The organism is Ruegeria sp. BJ6 (genome assembly GCF_056537885.1).
Window position 1 is genome coordinate 56,898 of the sequence record NZ_JBQFSG010000002.1, and the last position, 15,237, is coordinate 72,134.

At 62.7% G+C, this 15,237-nt stretch carries 15 protein-coding genes and 1 riboswitch; of the genes, 1 reads left to right on the forward strand and 14 read right to left on the reverse strand.

The genetic code is table 11. From position 1 onward, the window contains the following. Positions 1-39: 39 nt before the first annotated feature. The 6 genes from cobF to cbiE are packed head-to-tail and all read right to left on the reverse strand — an operon-like array spanning position 40 to position 5,165. On the reverse strand, positions 40-783 hold the full coding sequence (cobF, locus tag ACR0D6_RS05515) for a precorrin-6A synthase (deacetylating) (protein WP_480764773.1): 744 nt from the start codon (positions 781-783) through the stop codon (positions 40-42). Beyond that, positions 776-1,504 (reverse strand): uroporphyrinogen-III C-methyltransferase, encoded by a 729-nt coding sequence (gene cobA, locus ACR0D6_RS05520; RefSeq protein ID WP_480764774.1) that lies wholly within the window; start codon positions 1,502-1,504, stop codon positions 776-778. The genes cobF and cobA overlap by 8 nt, the downstream gene beginning before the upstream one ends. Next, positions 1,501-2,823 carry a cobyrinic acid a,c-diamide synthase CobB gene (locus ACR0D6_RS05525; protein ID WP_480765239.1) on the reverse strand — a complete coding sequence of 441 codons (1,323 nt, stop codon included), beginning with the start codon at positions 2,821-2,823 and terminating at the stop codon, positions 1,501-1,503. Before ACR0D6_RS05525 ends, cobA begins: the two co-directional genes overlap by 4 nt. Continuing rightward, positions 2,810-3,604 carry a precorrin-4 C(11)-methyltransferase gene (gene cobM, locus ACR0D6_RS05530; protein ID WP_480764775.1) on the reverse strand — a complete coding sequence of 265 codons (795 nt, stop codon included), beginning with the start codon at positions 3,602-3,604 and terminating at the stop codon, positions 2,810-2,812. The genes ACR0D6_RS05525 and cobM overlap by 14 nt, the downstream gene beginning before the upstream one ends. Next, a complete protein-coding gene (locus tag ACR0D6_RS05535; protein WP_170652569.1) occupies positions 3,601-3,969 on the reverse strand; it encodes a cobalamin biosynthesis protein in 369 nt (122 codons plus the stop codon). Before ACR0D6_RS05535 ends, cobM begins: the two co-directional genes overlap by 4 nt. Further along, positions 3,966-5,165, reverse strand: coding sequence for a precorrin-6y C5,15-methyltransferase (decarboxylating) subunit CbiE (cbiE, locus tag ACR0D6_RS05540; RefSeq protein ID WP_480764776.1), 1,200 nt, complete (start codon positions 5,163-5,165; stop codon positions 3,966-3,968). Before cbiE ends, ACR0D6_RS05535 begins: the two co-directional genes overlap by 4 nt. Between cbiE and ACR0D6_RS05545 the strand changes: the two genes are divergently transcribed. Then, positions 5,164-5,928, forward strand: coding sequence for a cobalt-precorrin-6A reductase (locus ACR0D6_RS05545; protein ID WP_480764777.1), 765 nt, complete (start codon positions 5,164-5,166; stop codon positions 5,926-5,928). The genes cbiE and ACR0D6_RS05545 overlap by 2 nt on opposite strands. Here ACR0D6_RS05545 and cobJ read toward each other — a convergent pair. From cobJ to ACR0D6_RS05585, 8 genes are all read right to left on the reverse strand, one after another. Beyond that, on the reverse strand, positions 5,901-6,653 hold the full coding sequence (gene cobJ, locus ACR0D6_RS05550) for a precorrin-3B C(17)-methyltransferase (protein ID WP_480764778.1): 753 nt from the start codon (positions 6,651-6,653) through the stop codon (positions 5,901-5,903). The genes ACR0D6_RS05545 and cobJ overlap by 28 nt on opposite strands. After that, complete coding sequence (locus ACR0D6_RS05555; protein WP_170651587.1) at positions 6,650-7,378, reverse strand: precorrin-2 C(20)-methyltransferase; 729 nt, start codon at positions 7,376-7,378, stop codon at positions 6,650-6,652. The genes cobJ and ACR0D6_RS05555 overlap by 4 nt, the downstream gene beginning before the upstream one ends. Continuing rightward, positions 7,375-8,004, reverse strand: coding sequence for a precorrin-8X methylmutase (locus tag ACR0D6_RS05560; RefSeq protein ID WP_480764779.1), 630 nt, complete (start codon positions 8,002-8,004; stop codon positions 7,375-7,377). The genes ACR0D6_RS05555 and ACR0D6_RS05560 overlap by 4 nt, the downstream gene beginning before the upstream one ends. Beyond that, complete coding sequence (locus tag ACR0D6_RS05565) at positions 8,004-9,131, reverse strand: cobalamin biosynthesis protein CobG (protein WP_480764780.1); 1,128 nt, start codon at positions 9,129-9,131, stop codon at positions 8,004-8,006. Before ACR0D6_RS05565 ends, ACR0D6_RS05560 begins: the two co-directional genes overlap by 1 nt. Continuing rightward, positions 9,128-12,421, reverse strand: coding sequence for a cobaltochelatase subunit CobN (cobN, locus tag ACR0D6_RS05570; RefSeq protein ID WP_480764781.1), 3,294 nt, complete (start codon positions 12,419-12,421; stop codon positions 9,128-9,130). The genes ACR0D6_RS05565 and cobN overlap by 4 nt, the downstream gene beginning before the upstream one ends. Positions 12,422-12,427: 6 nt before the next feature. Next, on the reverse strand, positions 12,428-13,483 hold the full coding sequence (gene cobW / locus ACR0D6_RS05575; RefSeq protein WP_480764782.1) for a cobalamin biosynthesis protein CobW: 1,056 nt from the start codon (positions 13,481-13,483) through the stop codon (positions 12,428-12,430). Continuing rightward, positions 13,480-13,860, reverse strand: a complete 381-nt coding sequence (locus ACR0D6_RS05580; protein WP_480450092.1) for a DUF1636 family protein — start codon at positions 13,858-13,860, stop codon at positions 13,480-13,482. Before ACR0D6_RS05580 ends, cobW begins: the two co-directional genes overlap by 4 nt. Positions 13,861-13,954: 94 nt before the next feature. Further along, a riboswitch (cobalamin riboswitch) is annotated at positions 13,955-14,175 on the reverse strand. 72 nt (positions 14,176-14,247) lie between these two features. Beyond that, entirely contained in the window at positions 14,248-15,132 is an 885-nt protein-coding gene (locus ACR0D6_RS05585) for a LysR substrate-binding domain-containing protein (protein WP_480764783.1), read from the reverse strand. Positions 15,133-15,237 lie beyond the last annotated feature (105 nt).

The window sequence follows — 15,237 nt, forward strand, 5'->3', positions numbered from 1 at the left end:
TGCACGGGGCGGCGCAATCTTCATTTGCGACGTTTTAGGTCAGATCACACGCTTTTTCAGCAAATAGATATCCATGATCCAGCCATGCGCAGCCCTGTGCATCGCGCGGTTGGCCAGAATCTCCTGGCAAACCTCATTCAAGGGACCTTTGATCAGGATTTCCTCTTTCATCCCGACGTAAGCGCCCCACCAGATGTCATAATCGGCCATCTCAAGGCTCTGGAACGAGCACTCTCCATCCAGCATCACCGCCACTTTCGAAGCGTGTTCCGGCCAGCCTTCCTCGCGGATTCGCCGCCCGGTGGTCACCACGTATGGTGCGCCAAGATCATTGATCGGAATCGAATGGGCTGCCGTCAGCGCCTGTAGCGCGGTAATGCCGGGGATCACGCGGGTCTCTGGTTGCGGGTCCAGTCGTGAGGCGATTCGCAGCGAACTGTCATAAAGCGACGGGTCGCCCCAGATCAGTAGGGCGACATGACGTGCGTTAGGATAGGCCGAGATCGCTTCCTGCCAGCGCAGGGCAATGGCGTCATGCCATTCGTCCACGCCACGAAGATAGCCATCGTCGGCGCGGCGCTTTGGGATATCGAAATAGGCGATCTGTGGCGGGGTGTCCGTCACTGCGGCGATGATCTCTTCCCGCAGCCCGGCCAGATCGGCTTTGTTCTCGCCCTTGCGGGGAATGAGAATCAGGTCCGCAGCCTGAATGGCTTTTGTGCCCTGAAAGGTCACATGGTCGGGGTTTCCGGTGCCGATACCGATCAGGGTCAGGTCAAACATCGTCGAACTCTGCCAAGGGGCCGTACAGGATCAGGGCAGGGGCTGTGCCGATCTCAGCCGCCAGCTGCTCGGACAGCGCGCCAACCGTCGCGCGGTGCAACTTTTGATCAGGCGTTGAAACCGACTCAGCCATCAATGCGGGCGTATCCAGCGGCAGGCCGTGCTTGTGCAGTGCCTCGACCAGCAAAGGAAAAGTGCGTTTGCCCATGAAGACCACCGTCGTCGCATCGGGATCGGCCAGCGCGGGCAGGTTCAGGTCTGTGGGTAACTGGCCGCTGACATCATGGCCGGTGACGAATTGCACCCGCCTGGCGGTCAGGCGCCGTGTCAGCGGGATGCCCGCCGCCGCTGCCGCCGCAACAGCGGAGGGGATGCCGGGGATGATTTCATACTCAATCCCGGCAGCGCGCAGCGCAACGAGTTCCTCTTCCAGTCGCCCGAAAAGCCCGCCATCGCCAGATTTCAACCGAACGACGCGTGCGCCGGTTTGCGCGTAATCCACCAGCAGGCGGCTTACATGGTCCTGTTTGGGCGAAGGGCGGCCCGCGCGTTTGCCTACGCCCACCAGATCGGCATCCTCGCGCGCATGGCTCAGGATGGGGCCGCTGCTGAGGTCGTCAAACAGCACCGCGTCAGCCTTTTGCATCCGGTCCACGGCCTTGAGCGTCAAAAGTTCAGGATCGCCGGGACCCGAACCGATGAACGAAACGAAACCGCTCATGCTGAGGCCTCCGCGATAAGGTGAAAGAATGTGCCGGTCACGTTGCCACGTACCGATCCTGTCTGCGGGCCTTCTGCGCCTTCTGCATCGAATACCCGTGCCAGCGGCGCGTCAGGCTGTTCAACGATCGAGGAATAGTGGAACTCGTGCCCTCGCAGGGCCGTTCCCGTCGCAAATCCGGGCATCGGTACCAGCAACTCTGCCTTGCGATAGCCAAGGTTGAACTTGCGCTTTTCGTAAGACGTAACCAGCCCCAGCAGACCAGCCATTTGGTGCCGAACACCTTCCTTGTCGATCAGGGCCTGACCCAGGGCCATATACCCTCCGCATTCGCCATGCACGGGCTTGGTCTCGGCGTGTTTGCGCAACCCGGTCAGAAATGTCCCGGCAGAGGCCAAAGTGCCCGCATGCAATTCCGGGTAGCCCCCGGGCAACCAGACCAGATCGGCATCTGCCGCAGGAGCTTCATCCGCCAGCGGCGAAAACGGCAGGATTTCCGCCCCGGCGGCGCGCCAGCCTTCCAGCAAGTGCGGATAGGTAAAGGAAAACGCGGCATCCCGGGCCAGTGCGATCCGTTGAGCCGGGGGCCGCGGCAGCGCGGTTGACGATGGCCCATTGGGGCCTGAGGAAGCTGCCCGCTTGATTGCCTCCAAATTCACATGTTCGCGCAGGAAAGCGGCGTATCCAACAATCGCGCTTTCCAGATCAGGATGTTCCACGGCTTGAATCAAACCAAGATGCCGCTCGGGCAGGGTCAGATCTCCGCGGCGCGGCAGAACGCCCAGAACAGGCAGGCCCGCACGTTCCATCCCCAGCCGGGTCAGGCGTTCGTGCCGTGGGCTGGCACAACGGTTCAGGATGACACCGGCAAAGGGCAGGTCGGGGTTATACATCCGAAACCCAAGCGCGGTCGCCGCCGCTGATTGCGCCTGACCGCCCACATCCAGCACCAGCACCACCGGCCAGCCCATCCGCTGCGCGGTTTCGGCGCTGGAGCCGTGCCCCAACTCTCCAGGCTTGGCAACGCCGTCAAACAAACCCATCGAGCCCTCGGCCACAACAATGTCCGCCCCTTCGGCCTGCGCCGAAATTGCGTTCAGCAGGGGCTCATCCATCGCCCAACTATCCAGATTAAACGAGGCCCGCCCCGCAGCCGCCCGGTGAAAGGCCGGGTCGATGTAATCCGGGCCGCTTTTGAAGGGCTGCACGGTCAGGCCGTCTTCGGCCAGCGCCCGCAGCAGGCCCAGCATGACGGTGGTCTTGCCGGTGCCGGAAGAGGGCGCAGAGATTAGAAGGCCCGGCGGGTTAGTCATCACCATGGCTCCAGCTCGACCACTGGCTGTCAGCGCTTTGCGGGCGATAGCGGCGGTCATAATCCTTTGAATACAGGCAGCTTTCGTCGAACCCTTCGCCAGCCAGTGCTGGTCCCACCATGATCAAGGCGGTGCGAGAGATGCTCTCGTCCAGCGCCTCTTTCAGTGTGGCCAATGTGGCGCGAATGATCCGCTCATCCGGCCAACTGGCGCGATACACAACGGCCACCGGGCAATCCGTGCCATAGGCAGGCGTCAGATCGGCGATCACCTTGTCCAGATTCCCGATCGACAGGTGGATGGCCAGGGTCGCACCGGTACGGGCAAAGTTCTCCAACGTTTCACCTTCGGGCATCGAGGACGCGCGACCGGGTGTCCGGGTCAGAACCACCGACTGCGCCAATCCGGGCAGGGTCAGTTCGGTGCCCAGCGAGGCTGCCGCCGCTGCAAAGGAAGGCACGCCGGGGGTCACGCTGACGGGAATCCCCATCTCTTTCAGCCGCCTGATCTGTTCACCCATAGCCGACCAGACCGACAGGTCGCCCGAATGCAGCCGCGCGACATCCTGACCGGCCTTATGTGCGGTCTCGATCTCAGCCATGATCTGATCCAGATCCATTGGCGCGGTGTTCACGATCTTTGCACCTTCGGGGCAGTGTCCCAAAATCTCTTCGGGCACCAGCGATCCGGCATAAAGGCAAACGGGGCAAGACGCGATGATATCGCGCCCGCGCAGGGTCAGCAGGTCGGCGGCGCCTGGTCCGGCGCCGATGAAATGAACGGTCATGTCAGTCCTCCGATGGCGACGGCGCACGTGGCTAGCCGGTCGTCCGAGATGTGTCTGGGTGAGGTCAGCCGCGCGCCGGATCCGGCGGCGGCAAGGGCGGATGCTTCGGCCACGCTGCCGGTGCCATAGGTGGCACGGCTGCGGTTCGAGCAGGTGAGCGTGCGCTGTCCCGCCAGATCGGCAGGCGCGACGAAATGCAGGGGCAGGGCGGCGGCCGTGGCGAATTCCACAAGTGCTGCATGGCCTTTTTTGTCGGCAACGGTGGCCAGAGCTTCGACATTCTGTCCGGCACTGGCCTGTTCGAAAGCCGCGCGCAGGCTGTCCACCGTGGCCGCTGAAGAAAACCCTAAACCCGCCACGATCATAGGGTCACGCTCCACTGCACAACCGGATAGGCTGATTTCCAGCCGCGCCGAGGCCCCAGAGCCGAGGCTTGCGCCAGTTCGATGCGCAAAAGTTCTCCACCCAGCTTGTCCTGCCAATGCGCCAGCAAGGCTTCGCTTTCCAGCGTCACCGCGTTGGCGACCAGCCGTGTGCCAGCGGGCAGCGCGGAGTGTAGCCACTCCAGCAGTTCGGTGCTGAGACCGCCGCCGATGAAAACCACGTCCGGCAAGGCAAGACCACCCAGCGATCCAGGCGCAGTGCCGTGCACTACGTTCAGCCGGTCCTGCCCGAGAGTATCGGCATTGCGCCGAATGCGGTCTGCGCGGTCTTCGCGGGGCTCGATCGTCGTGGCCGTCAGGGTCGGATCACACATCAGCCATTCGATGCTGATCGATCCTGTGCCGCCACCGATGTCCCACAGGTGTTCGCCCCGTTGGGGGGCAAGCGCCGATAGGGTCAGTGCCCGAACAGGGCGTTTGGTGATCTGGCCGTCGGTCTCAAAAATCTCGTCCGGTTTGCCCGAGGCCTTTGGGAAAGCGCGCCCTTGACCGGCAACTTCAAGCCCGACGCAGACCGGGTGGTCGAATCCGCCCAGCAGAGCCTCGGTCAGTGACACGCTGCGCGCGCGTTCGCGCGGCCCGCCGAGGGCCTCCATCACGTGCAATTGCGTATCAGCAAAGCCGGTATCGGTCAGATAGGTCGCCAGTTCCGCCACGGCCTTGCCGTCACGCAGCAACAGGATCGCGCGCATTCCGGGGGCCAGATGGGGACGGAGCCGGGTCAGCGGCGCCGCATGCAGGCCAAAGGTCTGCGTGCTTTCCAGCGGCCAGCCCAATCGCGCAGCGGCCAGCGAGAAGGTGGATTGACCGGGCAGGGCCATCCACTCCTCTGCATCGAAATTGCGCGCGATCACCGACCCCGCGCCAAACCAGAACGGATTACCTGAGGCCAGAACAACAGTCGACCGCCCCCGGAATCCGGTGAGGATCGGCAAGCCGTCGGCAAATGGAACCGGCCATTCGACCCTTTGCGCGTCGCTCGCAGGAATCAGTGACAGATGCCGCGGCGGGCCCATGATGATTTCGGCGCGCTCCAGCACTTGACGGCTTGCGGGGGGCAGGCCATCCAGTCCATCTTCGCCCAAGCCCAATACGGTCAGCCACGGAGCCTCATGCATGACCAACCTCCTGATCCCCAATATGCTTATTCTGGGTGGTACGACCGAGGCCAATGCGCTGGCCAAATCTGTGGCCGAGCGGGGCATCACGGCGACCTATTCTTATGCCGGACGGGTGGACAACCCGCGCCCTCAGCCCTTGCCGGTGCGCGTCGGCGGATTTGGCGGGGCCGAAGGACTGGCAAGCTATCTGAGAGACAACGCGATTACCCATGTTGTCGATGCCACCCATCCCTTTGCAGCCCAGATGAGCCGGAACGCCGTTGCGGCCTGCCGCGAAACCAAAGTGCCGCTGGCCGCTTTGACCCGCCCGGCATGGCGTGCGCAGGACGGCGATCGCTGGCATCAAGTTGCCGACATTGAGGCTGCCGTTGCCGCCTTGGCCGGCCCGGCCCAGCGTGTCTTTCTGGCCGTGGGCCGGATGCATCTTGAGGAGTTCGCTATCCAGCCCCAACACCACTATCTGCTGCGGTTGGTGGATGAACCTGATGTTCTGCCCCTGCCGAACCGCGACGTGGTTGTATCGCGTGGACCGTTTACCGAGGCGGATGACCGGGCGCTGATGCAAAAACACGGAACGGAACTGGTGGTGTCCAAGAACGCGGGCGGCATCGGTGCACGCGCCAAGCTGGACGCCGCGCGGGCGCTGGGCTTGCCGGTGCTGATGATCGACCGCCCGGCCTTGCCGAAGCGGACCGAACTGTCGAGCGTGACGCAGGTTCTGGACTGGTTGGATCATTCCGGAGTGAACCTCGGGGTATAGACGATCGGGGCGCTGTCGCGTTCGATCACGCGGGTCAGGGATGAACCCACAATGACCACCGTCTGCATGTCGGCCATGTCCGGTGTCGCCTCGGCCAGTGTCGAGATGCGGATCGCCTCATCGGAGCGTGACACCGCGCGGGCGAACAGAATCAGACGCTCGGGTTCGCATTCCTCACGCAGGATTTCCAGCGTTTTTACAAACCCTTCCGGGCGGGACTTTGAGCGCGGATTATAGAAGGCCATCGCGAAATCCCCCTGCGCGGCAAGACGCAGACGTTTTTCGATCAGGGACCATGGTTTCAGATTGTCGCTGAGGTTGATGGCGCAGAAATCATGACCCAGCGGCGCACCGGCCCGCGCCGACGCCGCCAGCATCGCGGTGATCCCGGGCAGCACGTCGATGGGGATTTCGCGCCATTCAGCCGGGCCATTCTCCAGCGCCTCAAATACCGCGGCCGCCATGGCGAAAACCCCGGGGTCACCAGAGGATACCACGACCACCCGTTTCCCTTCGGCGGCCATCTGCAACGCGTGCTCAGATCGGTCGATCTCAACCCGGTTGTCGCTGGCGTGCAGCGTCAGGCCGGGGCGTTCCGCCACACGCGCGACATAGGGGATATAACCTACGATATCCGTGGCCTCGGCCAGCGCGGAGGATACTTCGGGCGTCACCAGTTCTTCGCTGCCGGGTCCAAGGCCCGCGATCTTGACCCAGCCGCTCATGGCCGCCGCCCCTGACCATGCACGATGATGATCGAGAAATAGGGTGTAACCTTTTCGCAGGCCTCGGACAGTTTTGTAACTGTCTGGTTCGGCATCTGCGCGAACTCAACAATCCACGCACGGTCAAACAGACCAGCGGTTTTCAGCGCCCGTTTCACCTTGTCGATATTACGCCCGATTTTCATCACCACCAGTGCGTCCGTCTGAGCCATGCGGCGAGCCAAATCTTCCTCTGGCAGAGTGCCGACCAGTACCGTCAGTACGTCATCGCCCCATGTAATGGGGTCGCCGGTCGCCGTCCACGCGCCGGACATGCCGGTGATGGCTGGAACAACTTCGACTTCAGCTTCATCGCGCAAGCGGCTGTAAAGGTGCATGAATGACCCGTAGAAGAACGGGTCGCCTTCGCACAGTACAACAACGTCCTCGCCCTGATCCGACAGGGCTTTCAGATGCGCGGCGCAGTCCTTGTAGAACGCCGAAAGCAACTCGTTATAGCGCGGATCGGTCACGGGGATTTCCGTGGTGACCGGATATTCCATCGGGAATTCCACCGCATCGCCCGGGATCATGCCATTGACGATCTTGCGTGCCTGACCACTGCGGCCGGGTTTGCGAAAGAACGCAACATGGCGCGCATTGCGCAGCAGGCGGTCGGCCCGAACGCTCATCAGGTCCGGATCACCGGGGCCAAGACCCACGCCGTATATCTTGCCCGCGCTCATTCGGCGCGACTCGCGATGGCGTTGACCGCCGCGACGGTGATCGCACTGCCGCCCAGACGGCCTTTGACGATGCATGACGGCACAGGCTGAGCCTCCCACAGGGCGTCTTTGGATTCGACAGCGCCGACGAAGCCCACCGGGCAGCCGATGATGGCAGCGGGGCGTGGGCAGTCGGGGTCTTCCAGCATGTTCAGCAGGTGAAACAGGGCGGTCGGCGCGTTGCCGATGGCGACCAGCGCGCCCTCCAGATGCGGACGCCATAGCTCCAGCGCAGCGGCAGATCGGGTGTTGCTCATCTCGGCGGCCAGTGGGCGCACGCGTTCGTCATGCAGAGTGCAGATCACCTCGTTGTCGGAGGGCAAGCGGAATCGGGTCACACCTTCGCTGACCATGCGCGCGTCGCACAGGATTGGCGCGCCGTTTTCCAGGGCGGTACGGGCTGCAGTGACAAATCCGGGCGAAAACCGCACGAATTCCTCCAGCCCCACCATCCCGGCGGCATGGATCATGCGGACGGCGACCTGTTCCTCGTCGGCGTCGAAACGGGCCAGATCGGCCTCGGACCGGATGGTGGCAAAGCTCTCCTTATAGATCGCCGCGCCATCGGTTTCATATTCATAGGGCATCAGGTCAGGTCCATGGTCATGAGTGTTTCGGGGGTCAGCCCGCGCTGGCTGGGCTCATCCCCCGCGCGGCCTTGTTTGACAAGATCAAATCGTCCATCGCGGCCGACCAAAGTGATATCCGCAGCGCCCATCCGGGCGCAGCCTTTGGCGCAACCCGACACGTGCAGACTGCCCTCAACATGAGGTGCCAGCAAACGGGCGATCTCGCGCGTTTCCGCTTGCGCCTGCGGGCAGAACGGTGCCCCGGGGCAGGCGTCGGTTGTCATCAGCGGGTCGGTGCCATCTGTTACAAAGTCCCGCGCGGGTATCGCCGCCCCGCCTTCCAACAGGATCAATCGCCACGGGGTGACTCGCAAGGCGGATGCGCCCGAGGCCGCGATCAGGTCGGCCAAAGGCCGCGCGGGCAATTGCCCGAACGCCGCGCCGTACAGGGTTCCCAGGTCGCAGGGGCCGGGCTGGATCGGATCACCAACAGGTCCGGGAATGCAGCCTTGCCAAGTTTTCGGCAGGTCCAAAGCCGCGATAACGCGCGCCATTCGTCGGATGTCGGGGGTGTAATTCTCTGAAAACCAACGGGCTAGCGCGATCAGTTGATCAATGGCCTCGGCCTCGGTCACGAGTCGACCGGTGTCAGTTCCATCCGCACGCAAGATCAGGCCATCCGGGCTCATCTCCAGTCGGATATCCGCTGAATCGGCAGTCAAAAGCCGCGTTGGACCAGTATCGACAGCAAAACCGAATTTGGCTGGCAGAGCGGGCAGTTCTGCAAGCCGGTCAATCAGTTCCTGCGCCAGCCGCGCAGTCAAATCTCCCCCGTGATAAAGGGGCGAGACCAGAATGTTGCGCCGTACCTCGATACCCGGTTCGACATCCAGCAAGTTCAGCGCGGCGAGCTCAGCCAAAAGCGCCTGATGATCGGCTTCGGTCACTCCGCGTAGTTGCAGATTGGCGCGGTTTGTCAGGTCGATGGTGCCGTTTCCGAAACGCTCTGCCAGCCTGCAAAGTCCCATGGTCTGATCGGCAGTCAACCGGGCCAGCCGGGGGCGCACCCGCACGACCAGACCATCGCCGGACATCATCGGGCGATGCGCGCCGGGGCACCAGCCCTGTACGATCGGGGCACTCATCTCAACCCCTCCAGATCGGCGCGGATCGAGTTGCGGCGCGTGTTCCAAAGACCGGCCTCCAAAAGCGCGCGGAACCTGTCCTGCATCGCCTGATGGGCCTGCGGGTTAGCCTCTTGCAGGAACGCGTCCACCTCGGCGTTGCCAAGGGTTGCGTCATGGTAAAGGTCGAACAGATGCGGCGCGACCGTGCCCGACAGATGGGCGAAGGACGCCATGTGATCCAGCGTTGCAGCGATCTCGGCAGCTCCGCGGAACCCGTGCCGCTGCATTCCCGCGATCCAGTCGGGGTTGGCTGCACGGGCGTGAACCACGCGGCTGATTTCCTCGGGCAGGGTACGCGCGCGCGGATTGTCCGGGTTGGTATTGTCCAGATGATACAGCTGGGCTTCGCCGCCGGTAATCTTCTTGGCGGCGGCAAACCCGGCCTCGTGCGTGGCATAGTCATTGGCCAGCAAGAGGTCGGTTTCGGTCAGATCTTGCAGATGAACAAAGCTGTCCGCGTTGGCGACGCGCTGAATGATCCCGTCAACATCCCGCGCGATGTGCTCACCTTCCAGCGCGAATGAGCTGGCATCCAGCCACGCTTGCCCGGCCTGCGCGCGGGCCTCGTCTGTATAGGTTTCGGACAGATGCGTCATGTTCAGGCCATAACTGCCGGGGGCCGGGCCAAAGACCCGTGCGGCAGGAGCCTGACCGGCGTATGGGTTCCAGTCCGCTGCCTCATCACGGTCAGAAAGCGCGCGGACGGCCTGACCGTAAAGCGCCGAGAGTGTTGGGAACACGTCCCGGAACAGGCCCGAGACGCGCAGGGTCACGTCCAGACGCGGGCGGCTGAGGTCGGTGATCGGCAGGACTTCAATGCCTGAAACCCTTTCCGAGCCCTTGTCCCAGACCGGTTTGACGCCCAGCAGGTGCAACGCCATTGCGAATTCCTCGCCTGCCGTACGCATGGTGGCCGAACCCCAAAGATCGACGATCAGCCCCTTGGGGTAGTCGCCTTCCTCTTGCAGATGCCGCCGTACCAATTCCTCGGCCAGCTTCACGCCCTGAGTATAAGCGGCGCGGGTGGGCACCGACCGCGGGTCGGTGGTGTAGAGGTTGCGCCCGGTAGGCAGCACATCCGACCGACCGCGATAGGGCGAGCCCGAGGGGCCAGCCTCGATCCGTTTGCCAGCCAGCGCGTCCAGCAGAGCGGCGCGTTCAGCATGGGCAGAGGGGGCAGGATCGAAATTGCCCGACAGCTCGGGCACGCGGCCAAAAACATGCAGCCCATCGCCGAACTGGCTTTCTTTGATGTCACAGACAAAGCGGTCAATGCGGGTGATCGCCTCGGCGGTGCAGGTGGCCTTATCGAGGCCCAAATCGCTTTCCAATCCGATGGCTTGTGCCTCGTCCCGGATATCAGCCTGCAATCGGTCGCGGCGCTTTGGGTCCAGCCCGTCGGCGTTTGAGAATTCATCCAACAGCGATTCTAGCCGCACCATTCGGTCGGGCGTGCCGCTTTCCTTCATCGGGGGCGGTATATGACCCAGCGTGACTGCTCCGATCCGGCGTTTCGCCTGCGCGGCCTCGCCGGGGTCATTGACGATGAAGGGGTAGATCACCGGCAGATCGCGGATCAGCGCCTCGGGCCAGCATTCCGCCGATAGAGCGACCGATTTGCCGGGCAGCCATTCCAGTGTTCCATGCGCGCCGATATGGATTAGCGCATCCACGCCCAACCCTTTGCGCAGCCACAGGTAGAAGGCGACATAGCTGTGGCGCGGCGTACGCGAGAGGTCATGGTAATCATCATCACGCAGCTCCGGCGTGCCGCGTTCAGGCTGCAGCGCGACCAGCGCCTTGCCACGACGCAGGGCGGTGAAATGGAAGGCGCCATCGATAAAGTTCGGGTCGTCTTCGGGATTGCCCCAGACGGTTTGCAGATCTGCGCGCAGAGTTTTTGGCAATTCTGCCAATGCAATCTGAAACTCCGCCACCGGCCACGAAATCCGTGCGTCCAACAAGGTTTCGGTAATAGGCTCGACCGGCGCGGTGTCATAGCCTTCGCTCTGCAGATCGGACAACATCGCCTCAGCCGACGCCAACGCGTCCAGACCCACGGCGTGGGCCATCTGCCAGTCCTTGCCGGGGTAGGTGGATAGCACCAGCGCCGGGACCTGATCGACCTTGGGTTTGTCGTGCAGTTTCAGCCAGCCGGCCACACGGTCGATGATCGCTTTGATCCGGTCCGGTTCGGCCCGGTGGGCGAAACGGGAATATTCCAGGTGCGGGTCGCGCTTACCCGGTTCCTTGAACGAAGCGATACCAGCCGAAATACGCCCGTCCACCTCAGGCAGAACCACATGCATGGCAAGGTCGGCCGGCGACAGCCCCCGTTCCGCCTCGGCCCATGCTTTGCGACGTGAGGTGGCCAGAGCAACCTGAAACACCGGCACGTTGGCAGCGTCCAGAGGCGACGTTCCCGACGCGCTTTTGCCTGAGAATGAAGTGGCGTTGATGATCGCAGACGGGGCCAGAGCCACGACCTGTTCGCGCAGCCAATCGGCAGCAAGCGGAGCTTTCAGTGAAGGCGCAAACAGACCCACGGCGTCGAACCCGCGTGCGCGGAGGCGGTGGATCAGGGCGGCAACCGGGGCCGTGTCGGCCGAGGTCAGATAGGCCCGGTAGAACGTCACCAGGATGCGTTTCGCATCACCCGAGAAGGCCTTGTCCACCGGTATCACGCCGCGATTCGGGCACCAAACACCGCATTCCGGCAGGGTCTTGGCACCCATCACCGGACCGGCGTACAATCCCGCCGCCAGCGCCATCTGGGCCAGCGCGGCCTGCGCTGCGACCTCGCCGCCCGTGTCACACAGATGCGCCAGCCGCCGCAGGGTTGAGACGGGCAGGGTGGAATACTCGTCCAGCCGTGTATCCTCGCGTCCGTCCGCGGGCAACACGGCCAGAGCAATGCCCTTGGCCTGCGCCAGTGCCAGCACCTGCTGCACCCCATAGGACCAGTAGGGTACACCACCGATCAGGCGGATCAGGATACCTTTCGCACCTTCCAGCGTCTGTTCGACATATGTATCGACCGACAGTGGATGCTTAAGTGCCGTCAGGTTGGCCAGCCGCATCGTCGGCATCCGCCCCTCGGGCCCGCCACCGCGATGCCAGCCTGCCGCGAAAGCGCCAAGGTCGCTGTCCGAAAAGGACAGCACCACCAGATCCGCCGGGCTCTGGCCCAGATCGGTCGGGGTCTCGGTTTCTTCTAACCCGTGGCTTTCGCGGAAGACGACGTGCATGTGCGGTTACTCGGCGGCCTCGGCAACACCCACGAGGATATCGCGGATTTGGGCCTCTTTGATGTCGTCATGCTCGGCGATGACCACCAGACGCGAGCGACGCTCTTCACCGGGTTCCCACGGGCGGTCATACTGGTGACGCACGCGCGCGCCAACGGCCTGCACCAGCAGGCGCATCGGTTTACCCTGAACCGCAGCATAACCTTTGACGCGCAAGATGTTCAGCTCGTTGGCCAGACGTTCAATATTGGCGACCAGTTCCGCCGGGTCGGTCTGTTCAGGCAGCTCAACGATGATGCTTTCGAAATCGTCATGTTCATGGTCGTGATGACCGTCGTGATGCGACGGACGGGCGTCCATGTCATCCTCGGCGGCGGCCTCAAGTCCCAATACGACGCGCACGTCAACGGCTCCTTCGGCCACCTCGACGACGGGCAGAGGGCGCGGGGCTTCGGCGGCGATGATCTCTTTCGCTTTGGCCACACCCTCGGGACCGGCCAGATCGGGTTTGGTCAGCAGGATAATGTCGGCACACGAAATCTGATCTTCGAACACTTCGGACAGCGGCGTTTCGTGGTCAATTGAGTCATCGGCCAAGCGCTGGGCATCCACAGCCTCGACATTCGGCGCGAAGCGACCGGCAGCCACGGCTTCGGCGTCGGCCAGAGCAATCACGCCGTCCACGGTGATTTTCGAGCGGATATCCGGCCAGTCGAACGCCTTCAGCAGCGGCTTGGGCAGCGCGAGGCCGGAGGTCTCGATCAGGATGTGGTCAGGGCGCGGCTCCAGCGCCATCAATGCCTCGATGGTCGGGATGAAATCATCAGCCACGGTGCAGCAGATGCAGCCGTTGGCCAGTTCCATGATGTTCTCCGCCGGGCAATCGGGGATGGCGCAGGATTTCAGGATGTCGCCATCGACGCCGACATCGCCGAATTCATTGACCACAACGGCCAGACGCTTGCCCTGCGGGTTCTGCATCAGGTGGCGCACCAGCGTGGTCTTGCCCGAGCCCAGAAAGCCGGTGATCACAGTGACGGGGAGTTTTTCGAGGTTGCTCATTTCAGGGCTCCAATCGGGGGAATGCGGGCCGCACAGTTTTTGCGGAAGTGTTCAGGACGTTCGCGCCATTTCACCAGACCGTCTTCGGTCTCAAGGTATTTGGTGGCGCCTTCGACGATGGTTTCGACGTGGTCGGTTTCGTTCAGGTTTTCGTAGACAAAGGTCCAGCGGGACGGGCCGCCGCGCAGCACGATCGAACAGCCCTGATCGCAGTTCGACAGACATTCCACAGCTTTCAGGTTTACTCCGTCCGGCAACTCGGCCTGTTCCAGCGCCTTGTGCAGCAAGGTGCCGGGGCGCTGCGCGTCGTCCTCGATAGGCAGCCCACGACGGCACGTGGTGCAGACCAGCAGCTCGACTGGCGCGGTCTCGGTCATGTCTCTCATCCCCCCAAATCCTCTTCGCGGGGGACGGGGTTTCATGCGGGCCACGTATCGCGACATGGACCCGGCACCGGAACACCCCGCCCGGTTACATCTACGGCTGCTGGCAGGTCTCCCGGCTTGCGGATGTCAGAGGCCCGGTTTGTCTGGATCCTCTGGCAGATGTCCCGCCTTCCCGGCCTTGCGGGCCAGTGGCTTTGGGCACCCTCTCCGGTCACGGTCGCGGGGGCGGCTGCGTTTGACGGAAAACCGCTGACGCATTCCCTTTTCATCCATTCAAAAATGGACACCAACGCATGCGACATGCGGCACGGGCAGGGGGCTTGTCAAGCGTACTGGCGCCCTTGTGACACGCCGCATCCGAAAAGCGACTTGAGGCAGTCAGTCAGCGTCATGGGTTGCCAAACGCTCCTGCAACCAAGCCTCAAACAGCCGCGCAGGAGTGGACGGCTGCGATCCCGTTGTCGCGCGGATCAGGTAATGCGACTGGGCAAATGGAATCGGCGGCCCCACCAACTGCAGCGGTGCGCCCTGCGCGATGGCGTTGCGGGCAAACCGGGTTAGAACGGTGGCATACCCAGCGCCTGCCATCACCAGTTGCAGCGCGGCCACCGTCGTGTCCACAGAATGACGGGCCGAATTTTCGGCAACGGAGAGGCCATTGGCTTCGAAATATCTAGCCCAATTGTCTTCATATCCCAGAATATGAACCAGAGGTCCGTTTCGCAGGTCTTTGAGCCCGGGGAGCGGGTCGCCAGCACGACAGACAGGCACAATGGTTTCAGAGCAGAGCTTTTCGGCGATCACACCGGGCCAGTCGCCATATCCCAACCGAATTTCTACATCCACGTCCCCCGGAGCAACGCTGTCATTCCAGATATGGGACACAAGGCGCACGGGAATATCAGGGAATTGGCGACAGAACTCAGGCAACTCGGCTGCAATCCAATAGGTGGCGGTTGAAATGGCCGCCCTGATGGTCAGGCTTTGCCGGGTCGCCGGTCCAAACAGACTGTTGGTACTCAGAGCGATGTCGGACAGAGCTCGCCGGACAGTCAGCGCATAGGACTGTCCCAGTTCGGTCAGGTCCAGTCGGCGAGCATTGCGAGTGAACAGTTTTTCCCCAAGTTCAGCCTCAAGTGACCTTATGTGCAGCGAAACCGCTGTTTGTGTCAGGCCCAGTTCCTGCGCGGCGACAGTAAAGTTCAGATGGCGCGCAGCGGATTCGAAACTGCGCAACCATGCTGGGTTTGGGAGGCGGTCCATTTATCACCAAAATTTTTTTATGATTGTGACCGTTATTATTCGTTTCTGTTGCCCTTATCCAGCATTGATAATCCGCGTGTGAATCGCGAATGCGCAAATGGCCAA

Excerpts from the sequence above, each read along its gene's own strand:
- cobN (WP_480764781.1), bottom strand. The coding sequence starts at position 12,421 with ATGCACGTCGTCTTCCGCGAAAGCCACGGGTTAGAAGAAACCGAGACC.
- ACR0D6_RS05525 (WP_480765239.1), bottom strand. The coding sequence starts at position 2,823 with ATGGTGATGACTAACCCGCCGGGCCTTCTAATCTCTGCGCCCTCTTCC.
- ACR0D6_RS05555 (WP_170651587.1), bottom strand. The coding sequence starts at position 7,378 with ATGAGCGCGGGCAAGATATACGGCGTGGGTCTTGGCCCCGGTGATCCG.
- ACR0D6_RS05545 (WP_480764777.1), top strand. The coding sequence starts at position 5,164 with ATGACCAACCTCCTGATCCCCAATATGCTTATTCTGGGTGGTACGACC.
- ACR0D6_RS05580 (WP_480450092.1), bottom strand. The coding sequence starts at position 13,860 with ATGACCGAGACCGCGCCAGTCGAGCTGCTGGTCTGCACCACGTGCCGT.
- ACR0D6_RS05565 (WP_480764780.1), bottom strand. The coding sequence starts at position 9,131 with ATGAGTGCCCCGATCGTACAGGGCTGGTGCCCCGGCGCGCATCGCCCG.
- cbiE (WP_480764776.1), bottom strand. The coding sequence starts at position 5,165 with ATGCATGAGGCTCCGTGGCTGACCGTATTGGGCTTGGGCGAAGATGGA.
- cobM (WP_480764775.1), bottom strand. The coding sequence starts at position 3,604 with ATGACCGTTCATTTCATCGGCGCCGGACCAGGCGCCGCCGACCTGCTG.
- cobJ (WP_480764778.1), bottom strand. The coding sequence starts at position 6,653 with ATGAGCGGCTGGGTCAAGATCGCGGGCCTTGGACCCGGCAGCGAAGAA.
- ACR0D6_RS05535 (WP_170652569.1), bottom strand. The coding sequence starts at position 3,969 with ATGATCGTGGCGGGTTTAGGGTTTTCTTCAGCGGCCACGGTGGACAGC.
- cobA (WP_480764774.1), bottom strand. The coding sequence starts at position 1,504 with ATGAGCGGTTTCGTTTCGTTCATCGGTTCGGGTCCCGGCGATCCTGAA.
- cobF (WP_480764773.1), bottom strand. The coding sequence starts at position 783 with ATGTTTGACCTGACCCTGATCGGTATCGGCACCGGAAACCCCGACCAT.
- cobW (WP_480764782.1), bottom strand. The coding sequence starts at position 13,483 with ATGAGCAACCTCGAAAAACTCCCCGTCACTGTGATCACCGGCTTTCTG.
- ACR0D6_RS05585 (WP_480764783.1), bottom strand. The coding sequence starts at position 15,132 with ATGGACCGCCTCCCAAACCCAGCATGGTTGCGCAGTTTCGAATCCGCT.
- ACR0D6_RS05560 (WP_480764779.1), bottom strand. The coding sequence starts at position 8,004 with ATGCCCTATGAATATGAAACCGATGGCGCGGCGATCTATAAGGAGAGC.